General features: G+C 34.6%; 15 protein-coding genes. 3 read left to right on the top strand and 12 right to left on the bottom strand.

Annotated elements, in window-relative coordinates; translation table 11 throughout:
• Positions 1-9: 9 nt before the first annotated feature.
• The 6 genes from ACK2M2_RS12180 to ACK2M2_RS12155 all read right to left on the bottom strand — a co-directional run bounded on the left by ACK2M2_RS12180 (position 10) and on the right by ACK2M2_RS12155 (position 9,031).
• Entirely contained in the window at positions 10-2,115 is a 2,106-nt protein-coding gene (locus tag ACK2M2_RS12180) for a hypothetical protein (RefSeq protein WP_419348826.1), read from the bottom strand.
• A 315-nt stretch (positions 2,116-2,430) separates the two neighbouring features.
• Complete coding sequence (locus tag ACK2M2_RS12175; protein WP_409511197.1) at positions 2,431-3,813, bottom strand: hypothetical protein; 1,383 nt, start codon at positions 3,811-3,813, stop codon at positions 2,431-2,433.
• Positions 3,814-4,206: 393 nt separating this feature from the next.
• The gene (locus ACK2M2_RS12170; protein ID WP_419348823.1) at positions 4,207-5,661 is read right to left on the bottom strand and encodes a hypothetical protein; all 1,455 of its coding nucleotides are present in this window, start codon (positions 5,659-5,661) and stop codon (positions 4,207-4,209) included.
• 256 nt (positions 5,662-5,917) lie between these two features.
• Positions 5,918-7,429, bottom strand: a complete 1,512-nt coding sequence (locus tag ACK2M2_RS12165) for a hypothetical protein (RefSeq protein ID WP_419348820.1) — start codon at positions 7,427-7,429, stop codon at positions 5,918-5,920.
• A 285-nt stretch (positions 7,430-7,714) separates the two neighbouring features.
• Complete coding sequence (gene dcd, locus ACK2M2_RS12160) at positions 7,715-8,284, bottom strand: dCTP deaminase (protein ID WP_409511194.1); 570 nt, start codon at positions 8,282-8,284, stop codon at positions 7,715-7,717.
• 153 nt (positions 8,285-8,437) lie between these two features.
• The gene (locus tag ACK2M2_RS12155; RefSeq protein WP_419348817.1) at positions 8,438-9,031 is read right to left on the bottom strand and encodes a LysE family translocator; all 594 of its coding nucleotides are present in this window, start codon (positions 9,029-9,031) and stop codon (positions 8,438-8,440) included.
• 391 nt (positions 9,032-9,422) lie between these two features.
• Between ACK2M2_RS12155 and ACK2M2_RS12150 the strand changes: the two genes are divergently transcribed.
• Positions 9,423-9,959, top strand: coding sequence for a DUF2062 domain-containing protein (locus ACK2M2_RS12150; RefSeq protein ID WP_409511192.1), 537 nt, complete (start codon positions 9,423-9,425; stop codon positions 9,957-9,959).
• A gap of 37 nt (positions 9,960-9,996) precedes the next feature.
• Here ACK2M2_RS12150 and ACK2M2_RS12145 read toward each other — a convergent pair whose 3' ends face one another.
• The 3 genes from ACK2M2_RS12145 to apbC form a co-directional block, all read right to left on the bottom strand.
• Positions 9,997-10,353, bottom strand: a complete 357-nt coding sequence (locus ACK2M2_RS12145; protein ID WP_419348814.1) for a hypothetical protein — start codon at positions 10,351-10,353, stop codon at positions 9,997-9,999.
• 167 nt (positions 10,354-10,520) lie between these two features.
• A complete protein-coding gene (locus tag ACK2M2_RS12140) occupies positions 10,521-10,850 on the bottom strand; it encodes a hypothetical protein (RefSeq protein ID WP_419348811.1) in 330 nt (109 codons plus the stop codon).
• Between the two features lie 199 nt (positions 10,851-11,049).
• On the bottom strand, positions 11,050-12,312 hold the full coding sequence (apbC, locus tag ACK2M2_RS12135; RefSeq protein ID WP_419348808.1) for an iron-sulfur cluster carrier protein ApbC: 1,263 nt from the start codon (positions 12,310-12,312) through the stop codon (positions 11,050-11,052).
• A 334-nt stretch (positions 12,313-12,646) separates the two neighbouring features.
• Between apbC and ACK2M2_RS12130 the strand changes: the two genes are divergently transcribed.
• Entirely contained in the window at positions 12,647-12,946 is a 300-nt protein-coding gene (locus ACK2M2_RS12130) for a hypothetical protein (protein WP_419348805.1), read from the top strand.
• Between the two features lie 152 nt (positions 12,947-13,098).
• Here ACK2M2_RS12130 and ACK2M2_RS12125 read toward each other — a convergent pair whose 3' ends face one another.
• A complete protein-coding gene (locus ACK2M2_RS12125; protein WP_409511187.1) occupies positions 13,099-13,359 on the bottom strand; it encodes a hypothetical protein in 261 nt (86 codons plus the stop codon).
• A gap of 159 nt (positions 13,360-13,518) precedes the next feature.
• Between ACK2M2_RS12125 and ACK2M2_RS12120 the strand changes: the two genes are divergently transcribed.
• On the top strand, positions 13,519-13,737 hold the full coding sequence (locus ACK2M2_RS12120) for a DUF6500 family protein (protein ID WP_419348802.1): 219 nt from the start codon (positions 13,519-13,521) through the stop codon (positions 13,735-13,737).
• A 13-nt stretch (positions 13,738-13,750) separates the two neighbouring features.
• On the opposite strand, the gene ACK2M2_RS12115 is transcribed toward ACK2M2_RS12120, so the two are convergent.
• Both ACK2M2_RS12115 and ACK2M2_RS12110 read right to left on the bottom strand, forming a co-directional pair.
• Positions 13,751-14,047, bottom strand: coding sequence for a putative quinol monooxygenase (locus ACK2M2_RS12115; RefSeq protein WP_419348800.1), 297 nt, complete (start codon positions 14,045-14,047; stop codon positions 13,751-13,753).
• 45 nt (positions 14,048-14,092) lie between these two features.
• Positions 14,093-14,608, bottom strand: a complete 516-nt coding sequence (locus ACK2M2_RS12110) for a hypothetical protein (RefSeq protein ID WP_419348797.1) — start codon at positions 14,606-14,608, stop codon at positions 14,093-14,095.
• Positions 14,609-14,622: the final 14 nt, after the last annotated feature.

Here is a 14,622-nt window from a genome sequence, read left to right as displayed (position 1 = left end):
TAAATCTCCTTATAAGCCTTTTGTTGTAATTTTCATATGCTGAATTAACATACCGTCAATAACAGCTGAACCTAAGTTTGTAAATGATGCAGTAGGTACTGTAGGATTTGGAGCCATATTCGTTGATGACATCCCACTCTGAGCCCCTACACCAACTAATCCAGCGGCACCAGCATTCAGACCAGCTTGCCACGTAGCTCCATTTAAATTGCTGCTTGACCAAGTTTTATTATCTATAGAACCATTCATTGGTGTTGACCCAGAAGTGTTATTACAGCCACCTTGCCCATTTCCAAAACTTGTACTACAAGTAGCTGCATTAGTCGGAGTATTTTGCCATCCAATTAATGAGTTTACCCAATTACCATCTTTAGAGTATTGCCACTGAGTCAAAGTACCTTGTGTATTACTTACTGAAGTACAATTACCAAATATAGAATTAGTACATTTACTATTTTGTTGCCAATTTGAAGTTGCTATCTGGCGTTGAGCATATTGATAACCAATACTCGTACCTGTTGTAGTCACTGGCCCAGTATTTTGAATACTTCCAAATACAATACCAATTGCATCTGCACCATCGTATGCTTTTAAGTTTTTATTTCCATCTATACCATACACACTACCAATACTAATACTACTATGGGTTGCATTTGAGCCTTGGTATGTCTTTCCGCCTAGTGTAATACTTGATCCACAACTATAAACGTTACACGTTGAACCTTTATAAGAAGCATCAATTACACCGTTATAACCATAGTCTGTATAAATTTGCTTATAAATACTTTCTTTGTTTGGAATTCGTGCCAATTCCAAACTGAAGTTCTTACCATCTGAACCTACAATGAGTGGCTGATATAAATTACCTAAAACCAAGTTCGTATTTAGATTATAAATTGAAATACCTTCATTTGCGTCAAAGCTTGGTGCTAATCCACCATTAATTGCAGGTGTATATAAATTTTGTGTTCCATTGGCTGAAGTAGCTGTTTCACGTGTACTTAAACGTAAAACATTATTCTTATACTCGTCTGTGACACCCCAGGTTGAACCAGACAAGGTTTTAGTATCCGTTCTTGTGCCTTTTTGCACTATATATTGACATCCTACACCACTCCCAATAGCGCCAGTTCCTGCATTACCACAGTTTCCAGATGAAGCTGTCGCTGTCGCACTTAAAGTAGAATTCTGTCCAGAATGTATTGTATCCCAAGTAGTTAGACTTGAACTTTCTGTAACCACACCCGCATTGCCTGTTAATCGTAATCTATCTGCCTCTCCACTATTAAAACGAAGAACACCTGACAGACCTAAAGTTTTATCATAAAAAGGACTTAAACCTGTCTGCCCAGTTGCACCACCAAGTGTTTGGAATAACTGAATTTTACTTCCATTAATACTAAAGTTATTCCAAATTGCCTGTAAACGAATACGAGCGATCATCCCCGAATCTAATGGATTTTGACCAGCTACAGCAGTTGTCGTCCCTTCTACTACGTTAGGATTTCGTTGAAAAGCATCTGCCCACATGGCTAATTTTAACTTATACGCATCAGCACCTATTGCATCTTTAGCTCCCACTTCATAAAGCGGAGCTTCTAGTGCCATATAAGTTACATCACCAGTTTCAGTATTTTTGGATGAGCCTACATCTTGTGTAAAAGTCGGTATGTTTTTCGCAGTATCTACTTTTAAAATCCAAGGATTGGTTGCAGTTCCCCAACTTGAAATTGCTGCTTTTGCAGCTGTATTTGCTAAACGAGAGTTCGAATCATCATCCGACTTAGAAAGCGCCAAGCCATACATATAAAGATCAGCTTTTCCAGCACCACTTGCCTTAGCCTCGCTAGACAATGGCCCCACCGGAATGTAATGAATATATCCTGTGTCTTTGGTACGGTCAGTCAAAACGTTCGTAGCGGATTCATTTGCACCTGCCTCGCGAAAAACCATATATGCATCTGTTGGTAAAAGTGCAATACCTTCACCTGTCGTATCACTAAGGCTTTCATCTGACAAAGTTTCAAGTGCAAAACAAGACTGGCTTAAACATAAACCAATGAAACTCGCTAAAACGGTTTTTTTAAAATATACCGTATAATTGAGTGTAGTCATCTATGACTTTCCTTTGTTATACGATGCTCCGCACCATATTATTATTTGATATTCCTACTCTTTCATGCGTTTTTACACGCCTGACATTCCGTGTCACTGAGTATTATGTTAGCCAATTCACATATTTATAATATAGAACTTATCTGATTATCGCAAAACTTTAGCGACTGCACATATTATTTTCCGATGAATGAATGCGTTCTTACAAAATATATAATATTAAAATATATACAATCAGCTTGGATAATTACTTAAATAAACATCACTTTAAGTGCACAAAAATGATTCTACGTTATTTATAATTCGATAGATTTCTTAGCAAAATTTTAGTGAACCATAACAGTTAGGCACTACATTTTGTGTAGATAATTTTAAGTCTTTTAAACCTATTGATACCGAACGATCACTCAAATTGACAGGTGATACAGTTTTAGTAATTCCTGACCCAAATAATGCTTGCAAGCCATCACCCGTATTTACGCTAATTTTATATGCAGGTTCTTGCAATTTTTGACCTAAAATTGTTGCAAATTGACCATAAACAGATGAAATATCAATCTGATCTGTTGGAGTAATATCACCTAAATTAACTGGGTCTTGCATTGATAACCACCAACCCTTAAGCGCAACTTCTTTTGCACCAGGCCATTGTAATGCTTGTTGCTGCAATGCCAAATAGACAGAACTATTAATTGGTAAATTATGAATATATCCAAGATCTTCACTAAAATTAATATCCGCTTTTAACCCTGTTACTGTCGTATTTAATTTAATAAAAGTATTTTGTACGCAAATAAACAAAGCAACACATGCCTGCTGATTCAAACTTGCCCCCAACTGTCCTGAATTCTGGTTAATTGGAATATCTGGAATAAGTGCAGAAGCATTTACATTGGCAGAGGTCAAACGATTACCACTAACTACAGCATTATTTACGGTAAATGGGGCAACCATAGAAGGAATTTTAATTCCTTTATTGGAACCACTACTTCCTGCTCCATATCCAGCGGTTAGTCCTTGATTGCTCCCACAACCAGAAGTACATAAAAGAATTCCGATATCTGCTGTTGTGTTTACTGTTTCACCTGGTTTTAAACCAAATGTTCCTTCTTTAGTTGTTGCATTTCCATAACCATCTACCACCATATATCCTGACAGTGTATTAATACCATTTGGCTGATCGTTATTGGTACCTACGGTTAACAAACCTTGGGCCTTTTCTGAACTTACCCTTAACCCTACCACCTCACGTGTTGACGCTGACTGCGGGTTCCTAATTGCGAACTCTAAAAATGGATTAGTAAGTTTAGCCGATGAAGATGCACGCTCTGCTGACGTAGCACCCTGCCCACTAATGCTTAGATTATCAATATCAATATCACATGCACCTGCACCATTTACCCCACCGCAACCTAACTGTAATTTTTTAATATTTGCATTGAGTTCAAGCTCAGCTTCCATACCTAATTTGTAAAATCCAATATTACTCCCTGGTGCATTTTTACTCTGCAAATTTGCTGAATCTGTAGGTGATATGTAAGACAAGCTCATCAGCGCCTGACCCGTTGTTTCTGACATTTGTTCATCGGTCATAACACTTAAATTCGAGTTTGCGTAAACCAATGGCACACTCCCACAACTCAGCGCAAAGATTGCCCATGTTAAAGGCTTTAAGCCTATTTTTTGTAAATTAAACATCGCTCTATTCCTTAGAAAAATTTGGATTTCCTATCTAAACTACCCCAAACAAAATATTTCAAGATATCTAAACAATTTGTATTTTTTATTGTTTATATTTTTTTAGTATGTAAGTATTTTTCAAGATTTACTTGTGATAAAAATCACAATACAAGCAATTTAGTTAAAATTTCAAGCACATTTAATGTAATCTTACAAAACTCATATGTTGTTCGAATACTAATTAAAAACCATATCATTAAGAATATTTTATTAATATATTGTATTTAATCGTTTTATGTCACACCTAGTAAAGCAAAATACAATATAGTGACTCCCATTATTTTTAATTTTAAATCAATATCTTCGGACATAAAAAAAGCAGCTTAAGCTGCTTTTTCAAATAAGAATAACTCAACAAAATTTGAGAGCACCATAGCAGTTTGAAACTACATTTTGATTTTTCAATTGTAAATTTTGCAATAAGATTGAAGCAGGTTTACCGCCAAGTGATGGATTCGTTGCTTTATTTAAATCAACAACCAAAGCTTCTGGTGTTTCAATAACCTTATTTTGCAGCGCTTCTACTGCCTCACCAAATCCTAAGTTAATTGTTTGATTACTATTTTTTAATTGGTCATTCATCAACGATGCAACTTGAGCATAAACCGAACTAATATCCACAGGATTTGTTGCCTCTAATTTGCCAAGTTGTACTGGATCAGCAAATGACATCCACCAGCCTGTTTTTGCAACATCGGTTGCACCCGACATATCCAAAAGATTTGTTTTATTACGATCTTCATCAGCAATATTTGCTCCAGGCCAAAGCAATGAAGTACTTTGCATTGCTAAATAGCCCCCTGTTCCCTTCAAAGGAATATTATGAATCATACTTAAACTTTGAGAAAAACTTACACCTACATTCAAATTTTTAACAGCAGAACCTGCTTTTAATTTCACCCGAGCATAATCTACTCCAAGAATTGATGGATTTAATGAAACAGCCAATTGATTATTCGGTCCTGCATCCAATGGAATATGGTCTAAAGTAATATTAATACCATCAATCAGCGCACTCGCTTGTCGTGAGCCATTCACCTGGAATGCTGGGGTAACAAAATCAACTTTCATAGATGGCAATGTAATACCGTGTGTTTGTGCATCATTTGGCAAACTCGTAAATGACGAACCAAGAATCCCCACAACTTTAATATTTCCTTTAACAATCTCATCTGCTTTTTTACCAAATGTGCCTACAGCAGTATTCACCGTCCCCGAAGTTGCTGCAATTTGCATAAACCCACTTAAACTTTGAATCCCATCTGTCGTTGAAGCCGTTGCTCCATTATTCACACCTGCAGACAATAAGGCATCAATTTTTTCAGCACTAAAACGAATCCCCTTAAGCTCTCTTGTTGAAGAACTTTCTGGATTACTAATCGCAAATTCCATAAATGGATTTGTCATTTTACCACTCGTCGATGCTCGACCTTCACTATAAACAGGATTTCCTACTGCATCATAAGAACTAGGTAAGCCACTTAACGACAGATTCTTAATGTCAATATCACAACCACCTGCACCATTTACTCCTCCACATCCTAATTGTAGATTCTTAATATTGGCATTTAGTTCAATTTCTGCTTCCATGCCTAACTTATAAAAGCCAATTTTATTTGACTGACCATTAGTCACAATCCCCTTCATTGGATTTTTTGTCGCTGCAGGATCGATATAATTTAAACTCATCAACGCCTGACCTGTTGTCTCTGAGAGCTGTACATCTGTTAATGGCACCATTCCTTGAGCATTCACCAATCCTGTGAGTCCCATTGAAGCCAATGCCATGACTATTCCTTTATGCATTTTCCTATTCCTAGTTCTATTTTTTTTCTTACAAGATAGATTATTTTTAAGTTATTAAAATAATCTATTAATTTCACCACCAAACAAATAAAAACTAACAATCACATCAGCTTTTCTACGCGACAAAAACCATTAATTTTTATATGTTTAAAAATTAATCATAACAAAAAAAGTGATACTAATCAGTGTATTTTTATCGCATTGATCCACAAAAAAAGCGACTAAAGTCGCTTTTTAAATTCAAAAATTCAATTGTTTAACAAAATTTCAAACTACCATAACAGTTAGTTACTACATTTTGATTGACCAATTTTAAATTCTCCAAAGTTAAAGTTGCTGGATTCACCTTTGTATAAGCACCAATATCTATATTCATTTTTTTTGTAATAGGCTGACTAAATAAGGCATTCAAAATATCTCCTCCACCTAATGAAATAGGATTTGCCGTTAAATCTTGAGTAATTAAAGTAGCAACTTGAGGTAATACTGATGAAATATCAACAGCGGTTGCCCCTTTTAAATAACCTAAATTAACTGGCTCTGCAAACGACATCCACCATCCTTTTTGTGCTACATCTGTACTCATCATTTGATTCAAAGTTTTACCAGTAGTATCTGCTGAATCCACATAACTTCCTGGCCACAATAAAGCTATTTGTTGCAAACTCAAATATCCACCATTTCCTTCTAAAGGAATATTATGAAACATACTTAGTGCTTGCTTAAAAGTTACATTCATATTTAAATTTGATAATGTCGACCCCTCTCCCATCTTAAATGTAGAATTACATACCCATACAATACATTGTTGATTATTATGGTTATCAGGATCTCTAATATTGACATACAACTTATCATTATCCCATTGAGAACATGATGCACCCGAACAATTTTCTGGTCTTGCCAAAGGAATATTATCCAAAAATACAGAAACATTTTGAGCAATGGCTGTTGTTAAGCGATTTCCATTAACTTGAAAACTTGGCATTGTAAAACCAACGCCTTGCATTTCTGGTATTGTAATACCTGTCGTCTGACCCAATCCTGTATTTACAGAGTTTGGATAACTTTGAATCCAATGCTTTCCTAACGCATCAATATATGCACCAATTGACTGATTCTGAACAGTACCAAATTTTCCAGGTGCAGTATTTACTTCACCTGTTGTAGATGCAATACGCATAAAACCGCTAAGTGTTTGTATTCCATCTGTACTACTAGGTTGTGCTAAATTTTCTAACCCTGCTGTTAATAATCCTGTAATCTTTTCTGCACTAAATCTAAGGCCAACAACCTCTCTTTTTGATGCTGAATCAGGATTACTAATTGCAAACTCCATAAAAGGATTTGTTAGTTTTGCACTTGTTTCAGCCCTATTTTGAGTTCCATAATTCGGAGAATCTGCACTTGAAGAGTTATATCCAGCAGGTAATCCACTCAAAGATAAATTTTTAATCTCAACATCGCAAGCCCCAGCCCCATTTGTTCCACCACAGCCTAATTGTAAATTTTTAATATTAGTGTTCATCTCCATTTCGGCTTCCATACCTAATTTATAAAAACCAATATTTTTATCTGTACTATATTTACCCATTAAATTTTTTGAATCTGTAGGAGCAAGGTAAGTTAAGCTCATCAATGCTTGCCCAATTGTTTCAGACATTTGCTCATCGGACAATGTCGTCAAACCCGTTGCTGCATATGTTGAATTTAATTCCATACTTCCAACTATTAGTAACGCAAGGCTTAAATATTTTAATTTGTACATGAACACTCTCCATCCATTGCAAATGCTCGAACAACTTTAGTGGGTACCTGAATTATTTTTATATTCAGTATTTCTTTTTATGCGATACAAATCACATTAAATTCTTTAAATTATTTATAGCATAATTTTAAATGACGCTCAAAAAGTATATTTTTTATCCGATAAAAACCAATATGTTAAGTTAAAATTACAAATATTATTAAATATATTTAATAACAATTATATTACTTGATTTAAAAAACAAAAAAGCAAGCCGAAGCTTGCTTTTAAAATTAGCGTGATATTTTAAGCTTTAGGTAGGGTCACACCTGTTTGACCTTGGTATTTACCACCACGATCTTTATATGAAGTTTCACAAACTTCATCAGATTCAAAGAACAACATTTGTGCAACGCCTTCACCTGCATAAATACGTGCGGGCAAATTGGTTGTATTAGAGAATTCTAAAGTGACGTGACCTTCCCACTCAGGCTCAAGTGGGGTGACGTTTACAATAATACCGCAACGCGCATAAGTCGATTTGCCCAAACAAATGGTCAAAACATTACGTGGTATACGGAAGTACTCAACTGTACGAGCCAAAGCAAATGAATTCGGCGGAATAATACAGACATCCGATTCAATATTAATGAAACTTCTTTCATCAAAGTTTTTAGGATCAACAATAGCAGAATGTACATTGGTGAACACTTTGAATTCTGGTGCACAACGAACATCGTAGCCATAGCTTGAAACACCATAAGAAACAATCTTTTCACCTTGTTCATTTACACGAACTTGGTTTGCTGCATAGGGTTCGATCATGCCGTGTTTTTCGCTCATTTCGCGAATCCAACGATCAGATTTAATCGCCATTTATAGATATCCAAAAAACAGTGTTAATTGCGCAGTACTTTAACGTAAAACGATACTGAAAGAAATGAGTACGTATTTTTCATGAACTAAAACAATCAACAGACACAAGCTAGATTGGAAATCTAGCACTGAAAAATAAAGATAAAATATTCATTATAATGTTGCCAAAGCCGAATAACTCAATGGAACAGAAAAACTAATTAATACTAAAGAAGCTGTACGTTGCATATTACATTGATTCAACCAACTAATTTTATTGGATGCCAAGACCGAACCAATCATAATCCAAAAAAAAGCAATCGGTACGATCAGCAATAAAAATGTCAGCATATGTGCACTATATGCCGTAGTACTTTGCCACACAAATACTGGAAAAATAGCCGTTGCGAATAATAATGCTTTGGGATTCAACAGTGTTGCTAAAAACAACTCACGAGGACGAATACTTGGTTGAGTAAAATCTTCTCGTACTGTTGCAGTACGCCACAACTTTACTGCTAAATAAAAAATATAAGCAGCACTAAAGAGCTTCAAAATGACAGGAATCATTGGAAATTTTTTTGATACTGTGCCAATGATCAATCCCCAAATTGAGATTGCAATGAGGTAGCCCAGTGCTTCAGCAGGAATTAAACGTAAAGATTTACGAATACCTGACTGAATACCAGAAGATGCTAAAAGTGTATTAGTTGGACCAGGTGTCAATAAAATGGTGATGACTAAGCCAACAAAAAACCATGAAATCATTAAATGACCTCACTATTCAATTGAGCGCAGATTAAATCAGTTTGTGTCACTTAGCAAAAAATTAATTGTAAGATGAGATATTTTTTTGATTAATTTAAAATATTTGTTATTTAAAAACATATATTTAACTATTATTCAAAATATATTGACCTAAAGGTCACCATAGAATGAAAATGTGACAAATATCACACTAAATTAATATAAATCAGTTAATTACATAGTTTTTAATACAACATTAAATACATCTATTTACATATTTAAGGTTATATTCAGTCTGATGAGTTAATCTTTAACATCTCGCATTTACAATTTATCTATAACTACAGCAAATCACTGTCGTTTTTAAATGTAATCATGCACAATCATCTTTTTCTTATTTTAATCATTATTTATGGCAAAGCATTTTTTTCAGTCCTGGCTCCCTTCGCCTGAAAGAGTCAACAGTTTGAAAATCATCAAGATTTTTGGTAAATATGCCTCAAATCCTCAGCTTTGGTATGTCAATCGTAAATCTATTTCTAAAGCAGTATTTATTGGTACATTTTGGGGAATTTTACCTATTCCACTACATAGTGCATTGATTATTATCACTGTTTTATTATTTGAAGCCAATTTACCCATTAGTTTATTGTTGGCTTGGATCATGAATCCATTCACCATTGTGCCAATTTTAATTTTTGCATTTTGGATTGGTACACAAATTTATGGTGTACACATGATTAATAAAGATATGCTCCTTGGCGTTTTTCATCAAATTGTCCATTGGATTCAAAATTTTGGACATGGACATATCGATTTTAGTCTAGCCAAAATTTTAGCTACAGGATTATTGATTGAAGCCCTACTATTTGCAGTAGTTTTATTTACGCTTACACGTATTTATTGGCGTTGGACAGTCATAAAAAAATGGCGTAATCGTCATCAGTAAACTCAGTTTTCGTACTTCAAATAATATTTATAATCAATTAGTTCAAAACGACTTCTATGAGTTCTGAGTGCCCCGTCGATAAATCACCATTGAGCCATTGCCAATTTTCCACTAACTTAATCACATCATTATCGAGCAACTCAATATGAGTTGTACACTGCCCTGCTCTTAGCTCACCTGTTACGGTCAAATGCTGATAACAAATCTGAAAGCTTTCTGCATCTAACATTTTCCCAATAATAGAGCCAAGCTGAACCACGCCTCCTTCATAATGTGCAGTGATTACACTCCCTTTTTGGTTGTAATAAAAACGTGTGGCGCTATTTACATCACCATTAGCTGTGTTGGGTACACTCATAAAAACTTTATTATTCAATATATTTAAATTTTTCATTTATAATTTCCTCAAAATTTTTCTCTTTTATAAAACAATAAAATTTACTTTTAAATTCTCTAAAAGTAGAAAAGCCTGAACAATATCAGGCTTTTCTACGCAAAATTAATGCGATACAGCTCGAAGTTTTAGTGACCCGTAAATGTTTTTTTCATATCTCTTGCAAATTATACGTTCTGATCTGCTTTGGCTTTTTCATTCACAAGCTTAGCTTGTTTCTCTGAAGTAACTTTTAAGGCTTTATCATTTTTAGCTTTTGCACGAGTAGCCTCTTTATCTGCTTTGGCTTTCGCTTTGCCAACTTTTTCATCAGCTTCTTTTTTCGCTTTCATTTCTTTCACATTTAATGCCTGTTTTTGCTTATCAACATGTGGTTGAGCAACAGCAGTTGTAATTTGTTTTAACGTTGGTGTTGCTGTTGTTGAGTTCGCCATCACAGGTACAGCAATAATTGCAGTAGAAACAGCAAGAACAACAGTTTGAATTAAAGCTTTCATCACTAAACTCGATCTATATCGTATTATGTATTGGTTATGATTAGGCACCTTAACTGAGGACAGCTTATGAAAAAAATGTAACTGGTTTGTAATCAAAACATTTAAGTGTGTTTTTTATATACAAACTACGCCATCTGTTTCTTCTACAATAAAAAACCCACTGTTTAAAGTGGGCTTATTAAATTTTTTTAGTGAAATATTAGAAAATTCTGCTTTTATTCTTTTCAACTTTAGGTAATTTATCGGCAATTTTTTGTGCAATCTCTAAATAATTATCAGCTACAGCATCACCTACAATGACAGAAGGCTTACCTGCGTCAGCATTTTCACGAATTTGTACGTTTAAAGGTAAACGCCCAAGCAGTGGAATATCGTACTGAGCAGATAATTGATCGCCACCACCTGTACCGAAAATTTGTTCTTCATGTCCACAGTTCGAGCAAATGTGTGTAGACATATTTTCAACGACACCCATCACTGGAATGTTGACCTTATTAAACAATTCAATACCTTTAACAGCATCCATAAGTGCAACGTTTTGCGGTGTCGTCACAATGATTGCGCCCGTTACAGGAATACGTTGTGCAAGAGTCAATTGAATATCACCTGTACCTGGTGGCATATCAATCATCAATACATCTAAATCAGGCCAAAGCGTTTGATTGAACAGTTGCATAAGCGCACCCGTTGCTTTTGGTCCTCTCCAAGCCACTGGTGTATTTTCCTTACCAATCAAGTGTCCAATGGATAATACAGCCAAACCATGTGCTTCAAGCGGTACGAAATTTTCACCTTCAATTTTTGGTGTCATACCTGAGTTACCCAACATGGTTGGGATACTTGGACCATAAATATCAGCATCTAATACACCGACTTTTAAACCAAGTTGCTGTAATGCCAAAGCAAGGTTTACTGTAGTAGTCGATTTACCCACACCACCTTTGCCCGAAGACACCAAAATCACATTTTGAATACGCGGATGTTTTGCAATATCACGTTGTTGTGGTGCAGCTTTTTGAATCGGTGGATTATTTGGATCTTCTTCAGTTTTCGCAGATGCATCCATCACAGGTGGTAATTTGGTCGGTTCTGCTTGAGTCTGAGTTTCGGTCTGAGGCTTGCTTGAACAACTATGCCCTTCTTGACCATGTGAATGACTTGAACAGCCTTCACCATGTTGAATTTTTTGCTGAATTACATGCATATTCAACTCTTGAATACCATGTGCCTCTAAAGCACTTGCTAAATCATCATGAATTTTTTGTAAATGATCAGCTTCTTCTGGAAAGGTATTGATGGTGATCTGTAAAATTTTACCTTCCACATTAACCTGTGTAATACGATCTTTTAGCGCATTACTCGATTCAGGCAAAATATAGTTTTGTAATACGTGCTGAACGCCTTCTTCATTCACCTCCGGAGCAGGTGAAAAGACTGATTTAAGAGAAGAAAGCCACGACATACGATGCTCCAAGGCAAAATACAACAAGAAGTACAAAACGTACTAAGGTAAACATGAAGCTATAGTTTAACGATAAATTGCACTCAGGTTAAGTTAATAAATAGGGTTCATTTGGGTAAATAATTTAAAACTGCATTTATAGATGTATTAATATTTTTTTAATGACGTTAATAACAAAGCTTTTAATGATTTTAACGAGATAAAAAGTACATTATTTAGACAAAATTAATATTTCATATACAAAATCAAATTGTTTTTTGAGCTATGGTCTAGTTTAGTCCATCATTTTAAGTGGTTTTCTTGAAAGAACCACAACAATAATCAGAGAGTGTTCATGAAATCTATATTTGCATGCATCATCGCATTGACTATGTCGGCTTCAACTTTAACTTTTGCAGCAAGTGAAACAACTTCAATTCGTACTGTCACAGGTCAAATCGTCTCTATTGGTGACAGTTTTAGTGATGTGGTAACTCGGCTAAACCAATCACCTAAATCTATGAATACTTATGAAATTAAAGAGGACAATGTGGTAAAAACTGTTTCTGATTATGTGTATGAAATTTCAGGTATCACCTATACCTTGACAATCATTAATAACCAAGTACGTAAAATTGTATGGTCTAGAAACTAAGATATTACTATATTTTCAAAACTCATCTTCATTCTAAAACAATAGAATTCCAAAAGATAAAACCACCGCTTTTATATTTAAAACAGTGGTTTTATTTTTCTATTCACGACAAATAGCGATGGTAGAAACACTCAAGTCTTTAACACCTAACCTTATGCTTTCGGTGCCGTATCGTCTTTTTTAGAAACATTTTCTGCTGTTGTTGACTCTGAATCTTTACTTTCATCCGTAGAATCATCAGATTTGTGTTTTAAATCATTGAGGACTTTTTCCCCTTTAAGTAAAGCTTCTTGCGCTTTATGCTTTAAATCATCTGCGACTTTTTCAGCACCTAATTTTGCTTCTTTTGCTTTAAGTTTTAGATCATCAGCAACTTCAGACGCTTTATTTTTTAAATCATCAAATGTTGTCATGTTATTTGCTCCAATGGTTTTATGTCTTCTCTTTTATAACAACTGAGCATCTATAAAAGTAAAAAAAATGCAATTTGCAATTATTGTCCTACACAATGTTACGAATAAATTATACACTCAACTTCAATTTTTAATTTTACTTACAGAATAGAGATTTGAATGAACGCTGAAATCAAAACCAAAATGATCAAAATATGTGAACAAAAAATTGTCTCTAAAGGTGAAAATGTCGGACTTTCCTTTTATGCTTTTTTCGCCAATAAAAATGATGATCCCGCAACACTTATGCAAGTGGCAACATGGTGGATTCAAACACATCGACTCGATCATTTTGAAAAAGCTTTAAAAGTTAAACATCTCGTTGAAAGTGAACTTTAAAAAAAGTTTACTTTTAAAATAGTTCTGTAAAATTTTGCATATGAGTAAAAATCCCATCTTGGCGTTTGTATTGATCTATTTGTGGCACTAAACGTTGAAAATGTTCAGAATTTACATGTACGTCTAAAGCATTTCTATCTTGCCATTCTTCAATAAAAACAAAATGCCCCTTATTTTTAAGATCATGGTAAAGATCATAAGAAATACAGCCCTGCTCTAACTTGGTTTTCTCTACCAATTCTTTATATAAAGGCAAAACGATGTCAATCTTATCAATTTGGATAAAGTCTTCTGCGATCAATTTCAACATTTGAAAAATTTTCCGTTTGAGATGCTCTATATTTAGCATAGTTTATTATAAGGGCGGAATTTGTAACGCTTTATAATTTGCAATTACTTTTTTATTGTCCCTCATTTTAAATATCCCTTTGCCTATATATAAATATAGGAAATGACCAGTTATAACACCTATAAATAGTGGAATGATTAAAATAATGAAGCCAATCAAACCAAAGTACAAACTCTCGCTTAATTCAGCCATTCTGCCATCTAAAAACTGAAAGAAAAATATTAAGCCGAACCAAATAAAGCCTAATTTATAAAATAATTTAAATATTTTTTGAGGCTCAAAAATTTTAAGTGGTGAGGTGAATAATCGAAAAATACAGCTAAAACACACAAATCCAATCAATATCAACATTGGAGTGAGATAAACGATGACTTCTATGCCCCGCTTCGCGCTTCGATCAGAAGCTGATACAAATAAATCGCCATGATAAAAATTTAAAAATAGACAAAATGGAATCACCAAACTGAGTACAGAACCTACACTCGCAAACATGGATGATAAAAATAATGACCAAGATCGCATGAGCTACTCCTCTT

The organism is Acinetobacter sp. TY1 (genome assembly GCF_048551395.1).
Lineage (GTDB): Bacteria > Pseudomonadota > Gammaproteobacteria > Pseudomonadales > Moraxellaceae > Acinetobacter.
The sequence above is the reverse complement of the archived record's forward strand: the minus strand, read 5'-3'. Positions and strand labels throughout refer to the sequence as shown.